Consider the following 14,599-nt stretch of genomic DNA (forward strand, 5'->3'; position numbering starts at 1 on the left):
CGAAACCTGAACGCGAAGAGCATTCAGGTAAAGGGATACGGAGCCGGCAAGCCGGCCCGCGGGCGCAGCAGAACTGCGCCCTACCCTGATGATTATGGCTTATTTAATTGGAGTTGATGTGCCGTCTGCATGCCACTCGAACACGCCGAACTCGAAGCCTTTCAGATCGCCCTTGTCATCCCAGCTCAGTGGCCCCATCACGGTGTCCACCGGCTTGCCGGTTTTCAAATCCTTGACGATATCGGCCGGCTCCTGGCTGCCGCTGCGCTCCATCCCGGTGGTCAGAGATTGCAGTGCGGCGTAGGTAGTCCAGACAAACGGCCCGGTCGGGTCCAGTTTCTTGGCTTTCAGCGCATCCACAATCGGTTTGTTGGCCGGAACCTGATCGTAACGTTTTGGCAAGGTCACCAGCATGCCTTCGGAAGCGGCACCGGCGATGTTGGACAGTGAGGAGTTGCCCACCCCCTCTGGCCCCATAAAGCGGGTGGTCAGGCCGGCTTGTTTAGCCTGGCGCAGGATCTGGCCCATTTCCGGGTAGTAGCCGCCGAAGTAAACAAAATCGACGTTCTCTTTCTTCAGGCGTGCCACCAGGGTGGAGAAATCTTTATCCCCGGCGGTGATACCTTCAAACATCACCACGTCGGTACCTTGCTTTTTCAGGCTGTCGCGTACCGAGCGTGCCAGGCCTTCGCCATACTGCTGCTTGTCGTGGATAACGGCAATGCGCTTGGGTTTGATTTCACTGAGGATGTACTTGGCCGCGGTCGGGCCCTGATCGGAGTCCAGACCGGTGGTACGCATGATCATCTTGTAACCACGGGTGGTCAGATCGGCGTTGGTGGCCGCCGGGGTGATCATGATCACGCCTTCATCTTCATAAATATCGGAAGCCGGCTGCGTCGAGGAAGAACACAGGTGGCCGATCACATAACGAATACCGTCGTTGATCACCTTGTTGGCCACCGCTACCGCCTGTTTCGGGTCACAGGCATCGTCGTATTCCACACCAACCAGCTTATCGCCCTTGATGCCGCCCTTGGCATTGATATCGGCAATCGCCTGACGGGCACCGGTAAACTCCATATCGCCATACTGTGCGACCGGGCCGGACATCGCCCCGACGATCGCCACCTTAATGTCTTTTGCCATTGCCGCATGCCCGATTGCCATCGCGATACAGCCAGCCAACAATGCCTTACCTTTTGTTAATTTCATCCGCAAATCCCCATCTGTCGTTGTGAACGTACCTGTTGTGTTTGCCTGCACCTGACCCTTATTTACTGCTTTTATTCATAAGTAATAATGATTTAGGTGTTTTCATGGCAATATTTTCTAATAAGACTTTATTTTTCATGCCATTAAACAGGAATTTTCTGCTGCAAATCAACTTGCACAATCAGGAACAAGCGGTGTAAACAGCATAAAATCCGGATTAAATCTGCGCCATTTAGCGTCAGGCGCAGCGCGTTATGCTGGTTCTCGATCGCTTTACTACATATTTACTCGGAAAATGCGTCTTGCAAAAAACATTTCGCGCAGTAATCGTACAGAAAAACTTACACAACGCTCTGTGCAAGATCTATTACACTGTCGGCATCGATTAGCCGTTCGGAAATCCTGCATGAAACTGACTATTGAGCGATTAACCACGCTGTCCCCGCAAGACCTTATCGACCTTGGCAAGATCTGGCCGCATCAGCAGCCGGAGCAGTGGGAAAGCTGGCTGGGTGGCAATAAAGCCCTGTTTGCCGCTCGCTTCAACGAACGGTTGCTCGGTGCGGTGAAAATCGAGCTGGACGGCGACCATGCCCAACTGCAGGATTTACTGGTGCGTGAGGTGACACGCCGTCGCGGCGTCGGGCTGTATCTGGTACAGGACGCCCAGCGCCAATTGCCGCAGATAACGCACTGGCAGCTTTTGACCGCCGGTCTGACCGCGCGCGAACGTGGTGAAGTGGATAACTTTATGCGCGCCTGCGGTTTTACTCAACAAGGCGAACTCTGGCAGCAATGAAACGCGGGCTAATGGCGTTATTAATGCTGGCACTGGCATTGATCGCCTGGTTTGGCGGCCACCAGCAGGCACTGCAACTACAGCAAGCCTGGGATAACCAGGTCTACGTTTGGCAACGAGTCTGGACGCCGCAACATGCTGCGGCATTGGCACAAAGCCGCGATCTTTTCTCTACGTTACGGGTGCTGGGTTTGCAGGTACATCCGCGCGAAGGCTGGCGTGAAATCCCGGCTAATCTCCCATTATTGAAACAAGATGGCCGCCCGCTGTGGCTGGTCGTGCGCCTGAACGGGCAGTTGGCGCAGTTGGACGAATCTGCTATTCGCCAGCGCCTGCTAAAACAGCTGCATCAGTGGCAAGCCGCCGGGCTGCAGGTCATCGGCGTTGAAATCGATCACGACGCCGCCACCGCTCGCCTGCCCGACTATCAGCATTTCCTTCAGCAACTGCGCCAGCAGCTACCTCGCTCATTGCAACTGGGTATCACCGCCTTACCGACCTGGATCGGCTCAGTGACGCTGCCCGGTATATTACAGCAGGTGGACACTTCGGTACTGCAGGTACATGCGGTGCTGTCTCCGCAGCAAGGGTTATTTTCCGGCCCGCTGGCACTGCGCTGGGTAAAGCAGTACGCGAAAATAACGCCGAAGCCCTTCCGGGTGGCCCTGCCCGCCTATGGCATGGGTCTGGTGGGGTTTGATGCACAGGGCGCGCAGGTTGAAAGCGAAGCCTCGCTGCGTGTGGCCGGGACCACGCGAGAGCTGACGGTCGCACCGCAACAGGTTGCCGACTTTTTGCATCAATTGAACGCGCAGACCACGCCACACCTGCGTGGCATTATCTGGTTCCGGCTGCCGCTGGCGGGCGATCGCCGCGCCTGGTCACTGACGACGCTGCGGGCCGTGATTGAAAACCAACCGCTTAACGCCAGCTGGCAGGTAAAATTTAGCCCTCAGCCACAGCAAAATGGGCTGTATGATCTGATAATTCATAATAACGGGCCGGTTGATGCCCCGCTGCCCCATGAAATTGTCATCACCGCCAGCGACTGTCTGGCGGCAGATACCGCGGGCAACTACCGGCTGGAAAGTGAGCCTCAACGGCAACGCTTTGTCCTGATTAACGACGACCAGTTACGCGCCGGGCAATCCCGCCCACTGGGCTGGCTTCGCTGCCAACAACTGACGCCAGGAGGCACCCTTGTCACACCTTAATGCTCGCACTCTTCCACTGGCGACCCTGATCGCCTCTGCGTTGGCGATGCCGATTAACGGCTACGCCTGCGGGCCGGATTTCCCTAACCGGTTGCTGGTCGATCGCAATGGCACGCTGCTGTATATGCCGGAAGGTAACTTTGCCTTTGAGGCTGGGCGCCTGGTCACCGTGGATAAACAGCTGCCGTTATGGAAAGCGCCACCCCCCCCCATGCCGCCGAAACCGATGCCGCAGTCGCCGGAAACCATCATCATCGGCAAAATGCGCGCTGCCAAAACGGTTGAAGAAGCCGATGCGGTCAATACTCAAGGGTTGTCTAACGCCACTCGCCTGTACCAACTGGGCGCAGTGGCCTTTGCCGGCCAGGATCCGCGTGCAGGCGAATACTTCCAGCAGGTATTGGCGCTACCCATTGCAGAGCAGGGCGATTGGGGGCTGCGAGCGCAATACTCACTCGGCCGACTGCTGATGGGCGATCGCGGCACGCCAGAGAACGAAAGTGGCGAACCGGCTGCGACGGTCAAACACCCGGCAAAACCACAGTTGGAGCAAGCGCTGACAGCTTTCCAGCAGGTGATTGAGCGAGTGAAAAGCGGCACGGCCGATCCGGATCAACTGGCGCTAAGCAGTCTCGGCCAGCAGGCGCGTATCCACCTGTGGCTCAATGACGTGACTCAAGCGGCGCGGCTGTATGCCCAACAGGCGGCGCAGGGGGATCAAGACGGCGGACGGTCGTTGCAGTACGTCTCCAGTTATCTGGTCAATCCTGATCACTTCGATACGCTAAAACAGGCAATTACCGATCCGCTGATCCAGCAGCTGGTGACCATTGAACTGTTCGCTCGCAGCAGTAATCTGCAAATGGCCGACACGGACGGCACCGGTAGCCGCTCAACGCAGATTATCAGCCAAATTCTGACGCTGTTGGACGCCTCGGTGAAAAGCGGCTTCAGCGGCAGCGACCGGTTGGCAGCATTGGCCTACCGCGCCGGGCAATATCCCATGGCGGCCAGCCTGCTGAAACACGCCGGTGACAGCGGCCTGGCCTGGTGGCTACGCGCCAAGATGGCGCTGCGTGACGGTGATGTTAAAACCGCGACCGCTAACTACGCCAAAGCGGCGGCCGCTTTCCCATCCAGTGAAAGCTGGGGCGAGCAGCGCAATGTCGACTTTGTACAAGAAACCATCGTGCCCGAATGTCGGGTTGCGGGTGAACAGGCGATCCTGGCGTTGGATCGCGGCGACTATCTGCAGGCAATGGATTTCCTGTATCGCGGTAAAGATATTTATTGGGCCGACGTCGCCGACGTGGCCGAACGGGTGCTGACCGCCGACGAGCTGAAAGGCTTTGTCGATAAGCATGCGCCAGCGCCCACTACGCCGCTCAAACCGGTCAATCCGGACGAGTACAGCGGTCAGCCACTGACGCCGGAGATACAGCTGCGCGAGCTGCTGGCGCGGCGACTGATGCGCGCCGGACGTCCTCAAGAGGCCATGGGCTATTTTGATATCCCTAACTATCGCCAAGTGGCGCAGCAGTACGCCGATACTCTGAAGACGGCACAGGATAAAACCGCCGACAAATTGGAGCGCGCCAAAGCCTATTATCAGGCGGCCACGCTACTGCGCACACAAGGGCTAACTTTCACCGGTTATGAGATGACGCCGGATTACGCGATTTATGACGCAGGTTATTCCTATCTGGGAGATGCGTTTGATACCCGCGAACTCAAACATAAGAGTTGGATCAGCGGCGCGGAGGCGGCACGGGCCAAAGCAGCGCTACCGCCACAGGACAATCGCTTCCTGCACTACCGTTGGCAAGCCGTCACCCTGGCCCAGCAGGCCGCCGATTTGCTGCCGCCAAAAAGCCAGGCCTATGCCGCCGTGCTGTGTAATGCCGCCGGTTGGGTGATCAAACGTGATGCAAAAACCGGTCAGGCACTGTATCAGCGCTATATCAACACCGGGTCTCGCTATCCCTGGGCCAACAAGTTTGGCTATAGCTGCCCAGCGCCAGACTTCGCAGCTGTTACGCTATAGCGCCGAATTTCAGGCACAAAAAAGCCCGGCTAGCCGGGCTTTTTAACGCTTACTCGAGATTAGGCTTCGATCGCCATTTTCAGTTTCTTCATGGCATTCTTTTCCAACTGACGAACACGCTCAGCGGAAACGCCATACTGATCGGCCAGCTCTTGCAGCGTGGACTTGTTATCGTCGTCCAGCCAACGGGCACGAATAATATGCTGGCTACGCTCGTCTAGCCCTTCCATCGCGTAGGCCAGTTTGTCTGCGGCGTTGCTTTCCCAGTTATCTTCTTCGATACCTTCGGCAAAGTCAGAGCTTTTATCCTGCAGGTACAGCACCGGCGCCATCGACTGGCCTTCACGGGCGTCGTCATCCGGCGTTGGATCGAAAGTCATATCCTGTGCCGCCATGCGGGATTCCATCTCGCGTACGTCCTTGCTGGTCACGCCCAGTTCACGGGCCACCAACTCCACCTCGTCCTGATTGAACCAGCCCAGACGCTGCTTGGTTTTACGCAGGTTAAAGAACAGCTTGCGCTGTGCCTTGGTAGTAGCAACTTTGACGATACGCCAGTTGCGCAGTACGTACTCGTGAATTTCTGCCTTGATCCAGTGCACCGCAAAGGAAACCAGGCGCACCCCAACCTCTGGGTTGAAGCGGCGAACAGCTTTCATCAAGCCGATATTACCTTCCTGGATCAGATCCGCCTGCGGCAGGCCATAACCAGAGTAATTCCGGGCAATATGAGCGACAAAGCGCAGGTGAGACAGGATCAGCTGCTTTGCGGCTTCCAGATCGCCCTGATAATGCAGCCGTTCAGCCAGCTCCCGCTCTTCCTCTGCCGTCAGCATCGGATAGGTGTTGGCGGCCCGGATATAGGCTTCCAAACTGCCCTGGGGCACTAAAGCTAAAGTTTGCATTTCTTTGGTCATTCAAACCCTCTCTTGAAAAAACAGGTCATGCAGGTGATTTATCACGGCGGGAAAATAATTGATTTTACGGCAGTTGCTATTGCAAAAGCGGTCCACACGCCGGGCACCATAACATTTTGCTGCAGATTTTGACCGTGTTCCGCCCTATTGGTTCACAGTTTTTCGATCATATTGTGCATGACAATACGTGACGAAGACTCAGGCCGATAGGGAATTTGTGCGCAAAGAAGAGACTGGATGGGGCTTGGATTGGTGCCGGTAGCTCTTCTCCCACAACACGCTCGGAGCAGCAGGAGAAGAGTATACCAAAAAAACTTTATTGTGGTGTAAATCGACGTAAATGTTGCACCGTCGCCAGCCAGGCGGCGATCCAGCCGATCATCGCGGAGACAATCAACAGCAACAAAGCCTCATCCCAACCCAGACCGTGCAGGGTAAAGGTAGTGCCAAACACCTTGGCCACGCCGGTGACCACCGACTCCAGACGCCACACCATCCCGCCGGATAACAGCAACGACAGCAATGCGCCAAAGAAGCCCAGCATGGCCCCGCCATTCAGGAACGGCCGCAGGATAAAGCCGTCGGTCGCACCGATCAGCTTCATCACGTTGATGGTGTCACGGCGGCTGAAGATGCTCAGCCGTACGCTGTTGCCGATCACCAGGAAGACCGCCACAATCATCAGCACGCCGATCATCGCAGCTACCTGGCCCACCAGCCCGGTCAGCGCCGCCAGGCGGGCAAACCAGCTGTCGTCCATTCTTACTTCATCCACACCCTGTACCGCGGCTACGCGATCGCGCAGAGTATTGAGGGTGTCGGAACTTTGGAAACTCATTTTAGGCGTGATGATAGCTACCGCCGGCAATGGGTTCTCTTCCAGCATATCCAGTGCGCCGCCAAAGCCGGACCAGTTGCGGAATTCGCCCCGGGCCTCTTCACGCGACAGATAATTCACTTTCTCGACGCCGGCTTCCGCCTTGATGGCGTCGAGCACTTTCACCGCCGCGTCGTCATCAAGGGATTTATCCAGATAAACCGTCAGCTGTGGGGTCGGGTACCATTGGGTAGCCGCAGTACTGACGTTTTTCCAGACGATGTAACACAGACTCGGCAGCGTCAGAGAAATAGCGATCACCATCACCGTCAACAACGTTGCCAACGGCTGGCGCAGCATATCCTTGATGGCATTCATCCAGGCATAACGCCATTGTTCACGCCAGCCACCGCGCAGCGCTTTGCTCTTGGCGGTTTTTGCGTTATTCGCCATGATGCGCTCCTCCAGCCATACGACCCTGGCTCAGACGCAGAGTGCGGTAATTGCGACGGGCAATCAGCCCGGTGTCATGGGTGGCCATCAGCACGGTCACACCAACACGGTTAAATTCTTCAAACAGACGCAGGATGCCTTCCGACAGCGCATCGTCCAGGTTACCGGTTGGCTCATCCGCCAGCAGCACCGCCGGTTTGTTCACCACCGCACGGGCAATACCCACGCGCTGCTGCTCACCACCGGAAAGCTGGATTGGGAAGTTTTTCGCCTTATCCAGCAGCCCGACCTTGTCCAGCGCGGCGGAAACGCGGCGACGGATGTCCTCGGTACTGGCACCGGCGATAATCAGCGGCATCGCCACGTTGTCATACACCGTACGATCCAGCAGCAGATGGTGATCCTGGAAAATCATGCCGATCTGACGACGCAGGAACGGCACCTCACTGTTTCTCAGGCGACTGATGTCGTGACCACCAAACCAGATATGGCCGGCGCTCGGCCGTTCTATGCCACAAATCAGTTTCAGCAGGGTACTTTTACCCGCGCCGGAATGGCCGGTCAGAAACGCCATCTCTGCCGGGCGCAGATGGAAATCAACCCCCTGCAGGGCCTGCCGTCCGCCCAGATAAGCTTTACTGACCTGTTCAAAGCGAATCATCCGTATTAATCCTCTCGGGCAAAAAGTGCCTCAATAAAATCGTCAGCCTTAAACGGCCGCAAATCTTCGATGCCTTCCCCAACACCGATATAGCGAATCGGGATAGCGAACTGATCGGCAATGGCGAAGATCACCCCGCCCTTGGCGGTACCGTCCAGTTTAGTCAGTGTGATACCGGTTAAGCCTACGGCTTCATTAAATAATTTCGCCTGGCTGACAGCATTCTGCCCGGTGCTGGCATCAAGAATCAGCATAACCTCATGGGGGGCCTGGTCGTCCAGTTTTTTCATGACGCGGACGATTTTCTTCAGCTCTTCCATCAGGTGCGCTTTATTCTGCAGACGCCCGGCGGTATCGGCCAGCAGTACGTCGATGCCACGAGCCTTGGCGGCCTGTACCGCGTCAAAAATCACCGAAGCGGAGTCTGCCCCGGTATGCTGCGCGATCACCGGGATCCGGTTACGTTCACCCCATACCTGCAGTTGTTCCACCGCCGCCGCACGGAAGGTATCCCCCGCCGCCAGCATCACCGATTTGCCTTCCGCCTGGAACTGGCGCGCCAGCTTGCCGATGGTGGTGGTTTTACCCACGCCGTTCACGCCAACCATCAAAATGACATACGGGTTTTTACCGCCAACATCCAGCGGCTGATCAACTTTAGCCAGAATTTCGGACATTTCCTCCTTCAGCTTGCCGTACAGCGCCTCGGCGTCTTTCAACTGCTTGCGGCTGGCATGCTGAGTCAGAGAGGTAATGATTTTACGCGTGGTTTCCACGCCGACATCGGCAATCAGCAGCTGCTCTTCCAGCTCTTCAAAAAGATCGTCGTCGATTTTCTTGCCGCGGAACAGGCCGATAAAACCGGAACCCAGATTCTGTTTGGTTTTCACCAGGCTGCGTTTCAGGCGGGCGAAGAAACCTTCTTTAGTTGGGCGTTCCTGCTCCTGAGTCACCGCAGGGGCCGGCAGTTCAGATTGTTGTTCTTCAATCTCTTCAATAATGGCCGGAGCGACGATAATCGGCTCCAGCGCCACACTGGCCGGCAGAGGCTCTGGTTCTGACTCTGGCGTAATGACCTCAGGTTCAGGCTCGATCGCTTCCGCTTCTGGCACAATAACCGGTTCTGGCGCAGGCTCGATAACAGGCTGCTGCGCAATCACTTCCGGTTCAGGTTCGATAACCGCTGCTGGCTCGGGTACGACAACCACTTCCGGCTCAATCAGGGCCACCGTTTCAGGTTCGATAACGGCAACCGACTCGGCAATCTCTTCCTCTGTCACCGACTGCTGTTCTGCCGCCACCTGTTCGGTGATAGTAACAATCTCTTCCGCCAGCGCTTCAGCCGCTGCTGGGTGCTCGGCAACCACCGGCACGCTTTCTGCGATATGCTCGCCGGTCAGGCTGCCGTCCCATTCTCCCGGGGTTTCTACGGAGGCGGCAGGTTCAGATTCCTGGGCGGGGAGCTGGTCATCGAGCTTGGGTGCAACCGGTTCAGCCGGGGCCTCCACGGCCTGATGTTCCGCCGGTTCTACCGCCGTCTCAGGCTGCTGTTGCTCTTCTTCCTTCTGGCCGAAGCCCAACCAGGAGAAAAACCCGCGTTTCTTATCTTTTGCCATGTTATGACTCTACTCCGTACCGAAGGCTTGCTTTCCCTTCATACTTGAAAACGCCTCTGCGTTGGCTGCCAGCATTCCCCCCAGTCACTTACCTGAGTAAGCTCTTGGGGACTCACGCTGTTGCCGTCTTGATGCATCTTCAATTATTTTGGGTATATGCTGACAATAATTCGCCGAGTCTATCACTTTCCCTCGCCCAGCAACACGCATCCGGTATGCTTTCCACGGTGAAATCAGGCAACAAAGTTTTAACGTTTCCCCCGGCGCGTCTCACCGGTAGAATAGAGGCAACTTTTCGTTAACTTGTGCGGCCTTCACCGCCCCAAACAGAAATAAACCAATCCTATGACAAGAATATCGCCACGGGCGTCGGCAAAAAAACCGCCTCAGGCTGCGGCTGGGCAGATCCGTATTATCGGCGGCCAATGGCGCGGAAGGAAACTGCCAGTGCCCAATAGCCCTGGGCTACGTCCCACTACCGATCGCGTCCGTGAAACCCTGTTTAACTGGCTGGCACCGGTGATCCAGGGCGCACGTTGCCTGGACTGTTTCGCCGGTAGCGGTGCACTCGGCCTGGAAGCGCTGTCCCGCTATGCCGGTAGCGTTACGCTGTTGGAGTTTGAACGCCCGGTGGCGCAGCAGTTGGAAAAGAATCTGGCGCTGCTGCAAGGCAAAGGCCATGTGGTCAATACCAACGCACTGAGCTGGCTGGCGAAAAATGCCCAACCGTTTGACGTGGTGTTCCTCGATCCGCCTTTTCGCAAAGGGCTGCTGGCGGAAACCGTCACGCTGCTGGAACAACAGGGCTGGCTGGCCGATGAAGCCTGGATCTACATAGAGGCCGAAGCCGAAAACGCCGCCACCGACGTCCCGGCCAACTGGCAGCTACACCGTGAAAAAGTCGCCGGTCAGGTGGCTTACCGTCTTTATATCCGTTCTCAAGAGAAAACCGACAATGCTGATTAATCTGGGTCGCCTGCTGATGCTGTGCGTATGGGGCTTTCTGCTCTCCAATCTGTTTCACCCTTTTCCCAAGCCGCTGAAGTACTTCATCGACGTGGCGCTGTTCTTTATGGTGGTGATGCACGGGTTACAACTGGTGCTGCTGAAATCCACGCAACCGAAAGATCAGCCGATAAGCTACTGGCAGGAAGCCAAGATCTTCATCTTTGGCGTCTTCGAACTGCTGGCCTGGCAGAAAAAGCAGCCGCCAATCAAAAGAAAATAGCTTAGTGCGGCGCCGGCTGAGCGGTGAATGACACAAAACGCGTGCCCTGCACCATCAACATGCCCTGCGCACCTTTCTCTATCGGGTTGTATTGCTGCTGTTTCAGCCGCAGGGTGATGTCCTCTCCCCCACGCTGCGGGTGGAACACCACTTCATAGCGCATTACCTCATTGACGATATGCTCGCGCTGGCGTGAACGGTTATTTGAGGCAGGGAATTCACGCTTCTCGCTCACCGTAACCTGCAGGCTGCGAACCGGCGCGCGGTCATTTTCCGCCTCAGATCGGCGCTGGTTGAAATAGCGCTGCGTGGCCAGTACGGCGATCAGTGCTATCACGGCGATAAAAAACAGCGGCGGTTTGCTCATCTCTATTTCCATTCCCTTCGCGGTTAAATCAGCGTAAACATAGCATTCTCAAGAAAGCGTTGTCGATTACAGGCCTACTGCCTACACTGCAAGCAGGAAGTGACACTGGTGACAATTTGGAGCCGGAGGCTGTGGCTCCCATAATGAATAAGGAAGACATATGAGTTGGCCGTTCCTTGCCGTATTCTTTTCCGGTTGGCTGTTCGTCGACGCCTCCTACCGTGGGCCGCGCTGGCAACGTTGGGTATTTAAACCTGTTACCCTGCTGTTGCTGTTATTGCTGGCCTGGCAAGCGCCGGTATTGGGTGCGGCAGGCTATCTGATCGTTCTCGGCCTGTTGGCGACGCTGATCGGCGACGCTCTGTTGCTGCTGCCGCGTGAACGCGTGCTGTACGCCATCGGCGCATTTTTCCTCTCGAGCCTGCTGTATACCCTGAGCTTCGCCAGCCAGATGACCTTCAGTCTGTTTTGGCCACTGCCACTGGCGCTGCTGGTGATTGGCGTGCTGTTGCTGGCGACCATCTGGACCCGGCTGGAAGAAATGCGCTGGCCGATTGCCACCCTGGTCGCGATGACGCTGCTAATGGTGTGGCTGGCAGGGGAGCAGTACTTTATGCGCAGCACCGATTTCGGTTTCTCGCTGCTGGCGGGGACCTCACTGCTGTTGCTGGCCAATGTTATTTGGCTGCTTAATCGCTATCGCTTTAGCTTCCGCGCGGCCGATGCGCTGGTGGCCTTCTGCTATTTCTCCGGCCACTTCCTGATTGTCCGTTCGCTGTACCTGTAGTGACTCAGGGCGGGTTCGGCTGCCGAACCCGCTGCTACTAAGCCAGAGCCTTGAGAGTCAAACCGTCATCGGCACCACGCTGGTTACGATAAACGTCCCCATCCCGCGAAAAGAACGCCAGCGTGCTGCCGTCTGCCTGCAATAAAGCAATGCCATCCGGTGCCGGGCGCCAGCCGACCACCTCAGCCGTTAAAACTTTTTTCAGGCAATTTTGCCGATCAATCAATTGATAGCCGTTGGTTGCCCTCTGTTCGCTGGCCAAAAATTCAATCTGGCATTGCTGCTGCGCATCGGCAACTTGCCATTGACCCGCCAGAGACTGCGCGGAAGGAAGAACCAAACTGCTGGCCATAGCTGCCCCCGTTACCATCATATTTCCCGCCATTATGGCGGCGCATGCCAAGCTGCCCTTCATATCGGCTCCCGCATAAAGCCCGGCCAGAATGCGCCGGGCGTTACCTTCACTGTTACACGATGAAATCAGTGGTGACGTCTACCTGACCCACGATCTTCACCAGGAAGTCCGGTGCCTGATGGCCACCGATATTCAGCGCCAAATCGCTGACATTATTCGAAGCATCATAAGTCAGTAACGCTTCACCCACAGAGCCGCTGAAATGATCGACGAAGTGAATTTGGTCACCGCTCTGCTTGCCCTGATTAAAGAACGACAGATCGATTTTATCAGTGCCTTTCTGGAAATCCTTGATCACGTCGGAAGCGCCCGGCGTAGAATCGCTGACCGCTGAAAAGACAAAGATATCCTTGCCTGCACCGCCCCACAGCTCATCCACCCCGCCGCCACCGAACAGTACGTCGTTGCCCACGCCGCCCTTCAGCACGTTGTTGGCTGCGTTGCCAACAAGCACGTCATTACCCGAACCGCCGATGGCGTTCTCAATGGTCACACCCGCCGCGATAGACACGTTGCCTTTCAGCCCGCCGACATCGGAGAAGGACTTCTCGTTCAGGTTGATACGCTGGTTGGCGGTGTAACCAGAGAAATCGAAGGTGTCGTTACCGCCCGCATCCCATGCTGCAAAGATCACTTTCTGCGAGTTGCTGGTGGTGCTGAGGAAGTCACGACCGGTATTGGAGTTGAAGCCATACACTGTGTCACCGGTGCGGGTAGACAGGTTGGCGCCATACAGATGCTGAATGGCAGCAATGTCATCCAGCAATGGTGCTGCCGCGTAGTGCCCACCGTTGTCACCACCGGTGTTGGTTTCACTCCAGTAGCTCATCAGGCTGAACTCGCGGGTATCTTCGGCATAGGTAACGTCATTGTAGGTTGGGTTGCCTTCCCCGGCGTTGTATTCACCTGGGTGGCTCAGGCCGAGCGCATGGCCAATCTCGTGGGTAAACGTCTGGCGGCCATAGTCTTCACTGGCCGGATGTTTGATGTTGGACTGGTTGACGTTGTACCAGGTCTGGCCACCCAGATCCTGGCCCTGATAGATAGTATTCGGCAGAAAAGCGTAGGCCTGCGTACCATAGTCATAATGGCCAGGACGATCCTGACTATAGTTGCCGAAGGTGATATTGGCCTTTTGGCCGGCGGCAACTTCAGTGAAGGTAAGATTGGCCACGTCAGACCAGGATTGCAGCGACAGTTTGGCCTGCTGTTGCTGTTCCGCGCTGAACTTGCTCAGCCCGGTATCGCCGGCGACGTTGGTGGAAGAGAACTTATAGTCCGGGAATGAGAAAGTTAATTTAGCCGGCTGGCCAAAAACTTTATAACCATTCCAGGTTTGGTTCTCACGGGTAATAAACAGCCCAGCTTGTTCGTTAGAAAATGAGTCCTTGCCATTAACCTGAATCCCGTTGCCACGCTCGTGATAATGCAGCAGATCGTCTACAGCATTGTAGCCGGAGCCAGTAGTTGCGAGACTTGATTCAGTAACTTCAATTGCCTTTTTAGTAGATTGCATTGGTTCGATTCCACTCATTAGCTGATCGTTATCAATCAGTCAGATAGACATAACCTGCCTGCCAGCCACGGAGAACGATCCGCCAGCTAACGGGCAGGGACTTATGCGCCGTTACCGGCAGTGTGTTAGATAGAATTAATGCATATATATCAGCAAATAAGATTACCTCTATAAACGGTAATCGATTCCAATTATAGGCAGGTGCGCAAAACTGCACATAAAATAATCATCTATATATTTTCATAACGAAGGAGAGTTATGCTGGTTTTTGGCGATAATTACAATCTAAATGAAACCTGAAAGTCACAAGTTAGCAACAAACTTCAACAAAAATGCGGCCTACAGATACAAGCGGATCGTGCTGGCATTTAGCCCCCTAAAAGTTAAATTTAGCTAAAGAGTTATATATTAATAACTCTTTATTATTAGCCGACGGGACTTTTAAGTTTCTAAGGGAATAGCCATTTATTTTCTCGTCTAACGGCCTTGCGCCACCCGCGATAGCGCCTGCCTCACAGTTAGTAATTATTCTCATCCACTGCTTGACTCT

General features: G+C 55.6%; 14 protein-coding genes. 6 read left to right on the top strand and 8 right to left on the bottom strand.

Annotation, left to right across the window (positions count from 1 at the left end; all coding sequences use genetic code 11):
- Window positions 1-99 precede the first annotated feature (99 nt).
- Complete coding sequence (locus ACUTSU_RS15580; protein WP_261093052.1) at window positions 100-1,215, bottom strand: branched-chain amino acid ABC transporter substrate-binding protein; 1,116 nt, start codon at window positions 1,213-1,215, stop codon at window positions 100-102.
- 406 nt (window positions 1,216-1,621) lie between these two features.
- Between ACUTSU_RS15580 and panM the strand changes: the two genes are divergently transcribed.
- From panM to ACUTSU_RS15595, 3 genes are read left to right on the top strand one after another with little or no spacing between them, the layout of a single operon-like run.
- Entirely contained in the window at window positions 1,622-2,014 is a 393-nt protein-coding gene (panM, locus tag ACUTSU_RS15585; RefSeq protein WP_445652180.1) for an aspartate 1-decarboxylase autocleavage activator PanM, read from the top strand.
- A complete protein-coding gene (locus tag ACUTSU_RS15590; RefSeq protein ID WP_445654371.1) occupies window positions 2,011-3,228 on the top strand; it encodes a DUF3142 domain-containing protein in 1,218 nt (405 codons plus the stop codon). Before panM ends, ACUTSU_RS15590 begins: the two co-directional genes overlap by 4 nt.
- 46 nt (window positions 3,229-3,274) lie before the next feature.
- The gene (locus ACUTSU_RS15595) at window positions 3,275-5,272 is read left to right on the top strand and encodes a hypothetical protein (RefSeq protein WP_445652255.1); all 1,998 of its coding nucleotides are present in this window, start codon (window positions 3,275-3,277) and stop codon (window positions 5,270-5,272) included.
- 59 nt (window positions 5,273-5,331) lie between these two features.
- On the opposite strand, the gene rpoH is transcribed toward ACUTSU_RS15595, so the two are convergent.
- The 4 genes from rpoH to ftsY all read right to left on the bottom strand — a co-directional run bounded on the left by rpoH (window position 5,332) and on the right by ftsY (window position 9,736).
- Window positions 5,332-6,189, bottom strand: coding sequence for an RNA polymerase sigma factor RpoH (gene rpoH / locus ACUTSU_RS15600; RefSeq protein ID WP_012004694.1), 858 nt, complete (start codon window positions 6,187-6,189; stop codon window positions 5,332-5,334).
- Window positions 6,190-6,505: 316 nt separating this feature from the next.
- The gene (ftsX, locus tag ACUTSU_RS15605; protein ID WP_445652182.1) at window positions 6,506-7,459 is read right to left on the bottom strand and encodes a permease-like cell division protein FtsX; all 954 of its coding nucleotides are present in this window, start codon (window positions 7,457-7,459) and stop codon (window positions 6,506-6,508) included.
- Window positions 7,449-8,120: a cell division ATP-binding protein FtsE gene (ftsE, locus tag ACUTSU_RS15610; protein WP_012004692.1), complete on the bottom strand. Its 672-nt coding sequence runs from the start codon at window positions 8,118-8,120 to the stop codon at window positions 7,449-7,451. Before ftsE ends, ftsX begins: the two co-directional genes overlap by 11 nt.
- A 5-nt stretch (window positions 8,121-8,125) precedes the next feature.
- Window positions 8,126-9,736, bottom strand: a complete 1,611-nt coding sequence (ftsY, locus tag ACUTSU_RS15615; protein ID WP_445654372.1) for a signal recognition particle-docking protein FtsY — start codon at window positions 9,734-9,736, stop codon at window positions 8,126-8,128.
- Window positions 9,737-10,081: 345 nt separating this feature from the next.
- Between ftsY and rsmD the strand changes: the two genes are divergently transcribed.
- A complete protein-coding gene (gene rsmD / locus ACUTSU_RS15620) occupies window positions 10,082-10,702 on the top strand; it encodes a 16S rRNA (guanine(966)-N(2))-methyltransferase (RefSeq protein ID WP_445652184.1) in 621 nt (206 codons plus the stop codon).
- Window positions 10,692-10,964 carry a DUF1145 family protein gene (locus ACUTSU_RS15625; protein ID WP_006317223.1) on the top strand — a complete coding sequence of 91 codons (273 nt, stop codon included), beginning with the start codon at window positions 10,692-10,694 and terminating at the stop codon, window positions 10,962-10,964. Before rsmD ends, ACUTSU_RS15625 begins: the two co-directional genes overlap by 11 nt.
- Window position 10,965: 1 nt before the next feature.
- On the opposite strand, the gene ACUTSU_RS15630 is transcribed toward ACUTSU_RS15625, so the two are convergent.
- The gene (locus ACUTSU_RS15630; RefSeq protein WP_445652185.1) at window positions 10,966-11,331 is read right to left on the bottom strand and encodes a DUF2500 domain-containing protein; all 366 of its coding nucleotides are present in this window, start codon (window positions 11,329-11,331) and stop codon (window positions 10,966-10,968) included.
- A 160-nt stretch (window positions 11,332-11,491) separates the two neighbouring features.
- On the opposite strand from ACUTSU_RS15630, the gene ACUTSU_RS15635 reads away from it, so the two are divergent.
- The gene (locus ACUTSU_RS15635) at window positions 11,492-12,118 is read left to right on the top strand and encodes a lysoplasmalogenase (protein ID WP_261152884.1); all 627 of its coding nucleotides are present in this window, start codon (window positions 11,492-11,494) and stop codon (window positions 12,116-12,118) included.
- Window positions 12,119-12,155: 37 nt separating this feature from the next.
- On the opposite strand, the gene ACUTSU_RS15640 is transcribed toward ACUTSU_RS15635, so the two are convergent.
- Together ACUTSU_RS15640 and ACUTSU_RS15645 are read right to left on the bottom strand one after the other, a co-directional pair.
- The gene (locus tag ACUTSU_RS15640; RefSeq protein ID WP_445652186.1) at window positions 12,156-12,533 is read right to left on the bottom strand and encodes an AprI/Inh family metalloprotease inhibitor; all 378 of its coding nucleotides are present in this window, start codon (window positions 12,531-12,533) and stop codon (window positions 12,156-12,158) included.
- 52 nt (window positions 12,534-12,585) lie between these two features.
- Window positions 12,586-14,049 carry a serralysin family metalloprotease gene (locus tag ACUTSU_RS15645; protein WP_445652187.1) on the bottom strand — a complete coding sequence of 488 codons (1,464 nt, stop codon included), beginning with the start codon at window positions 14,047-14,049 and terminating at the stop codon, window positions 12,586-12,588.
- Between the last annotated feature and the right edge of the window lie 550 nt (window positions 14,050-14,599).

Source organism: Serratia sp. NA_13 (assembly GCF_052691735.1).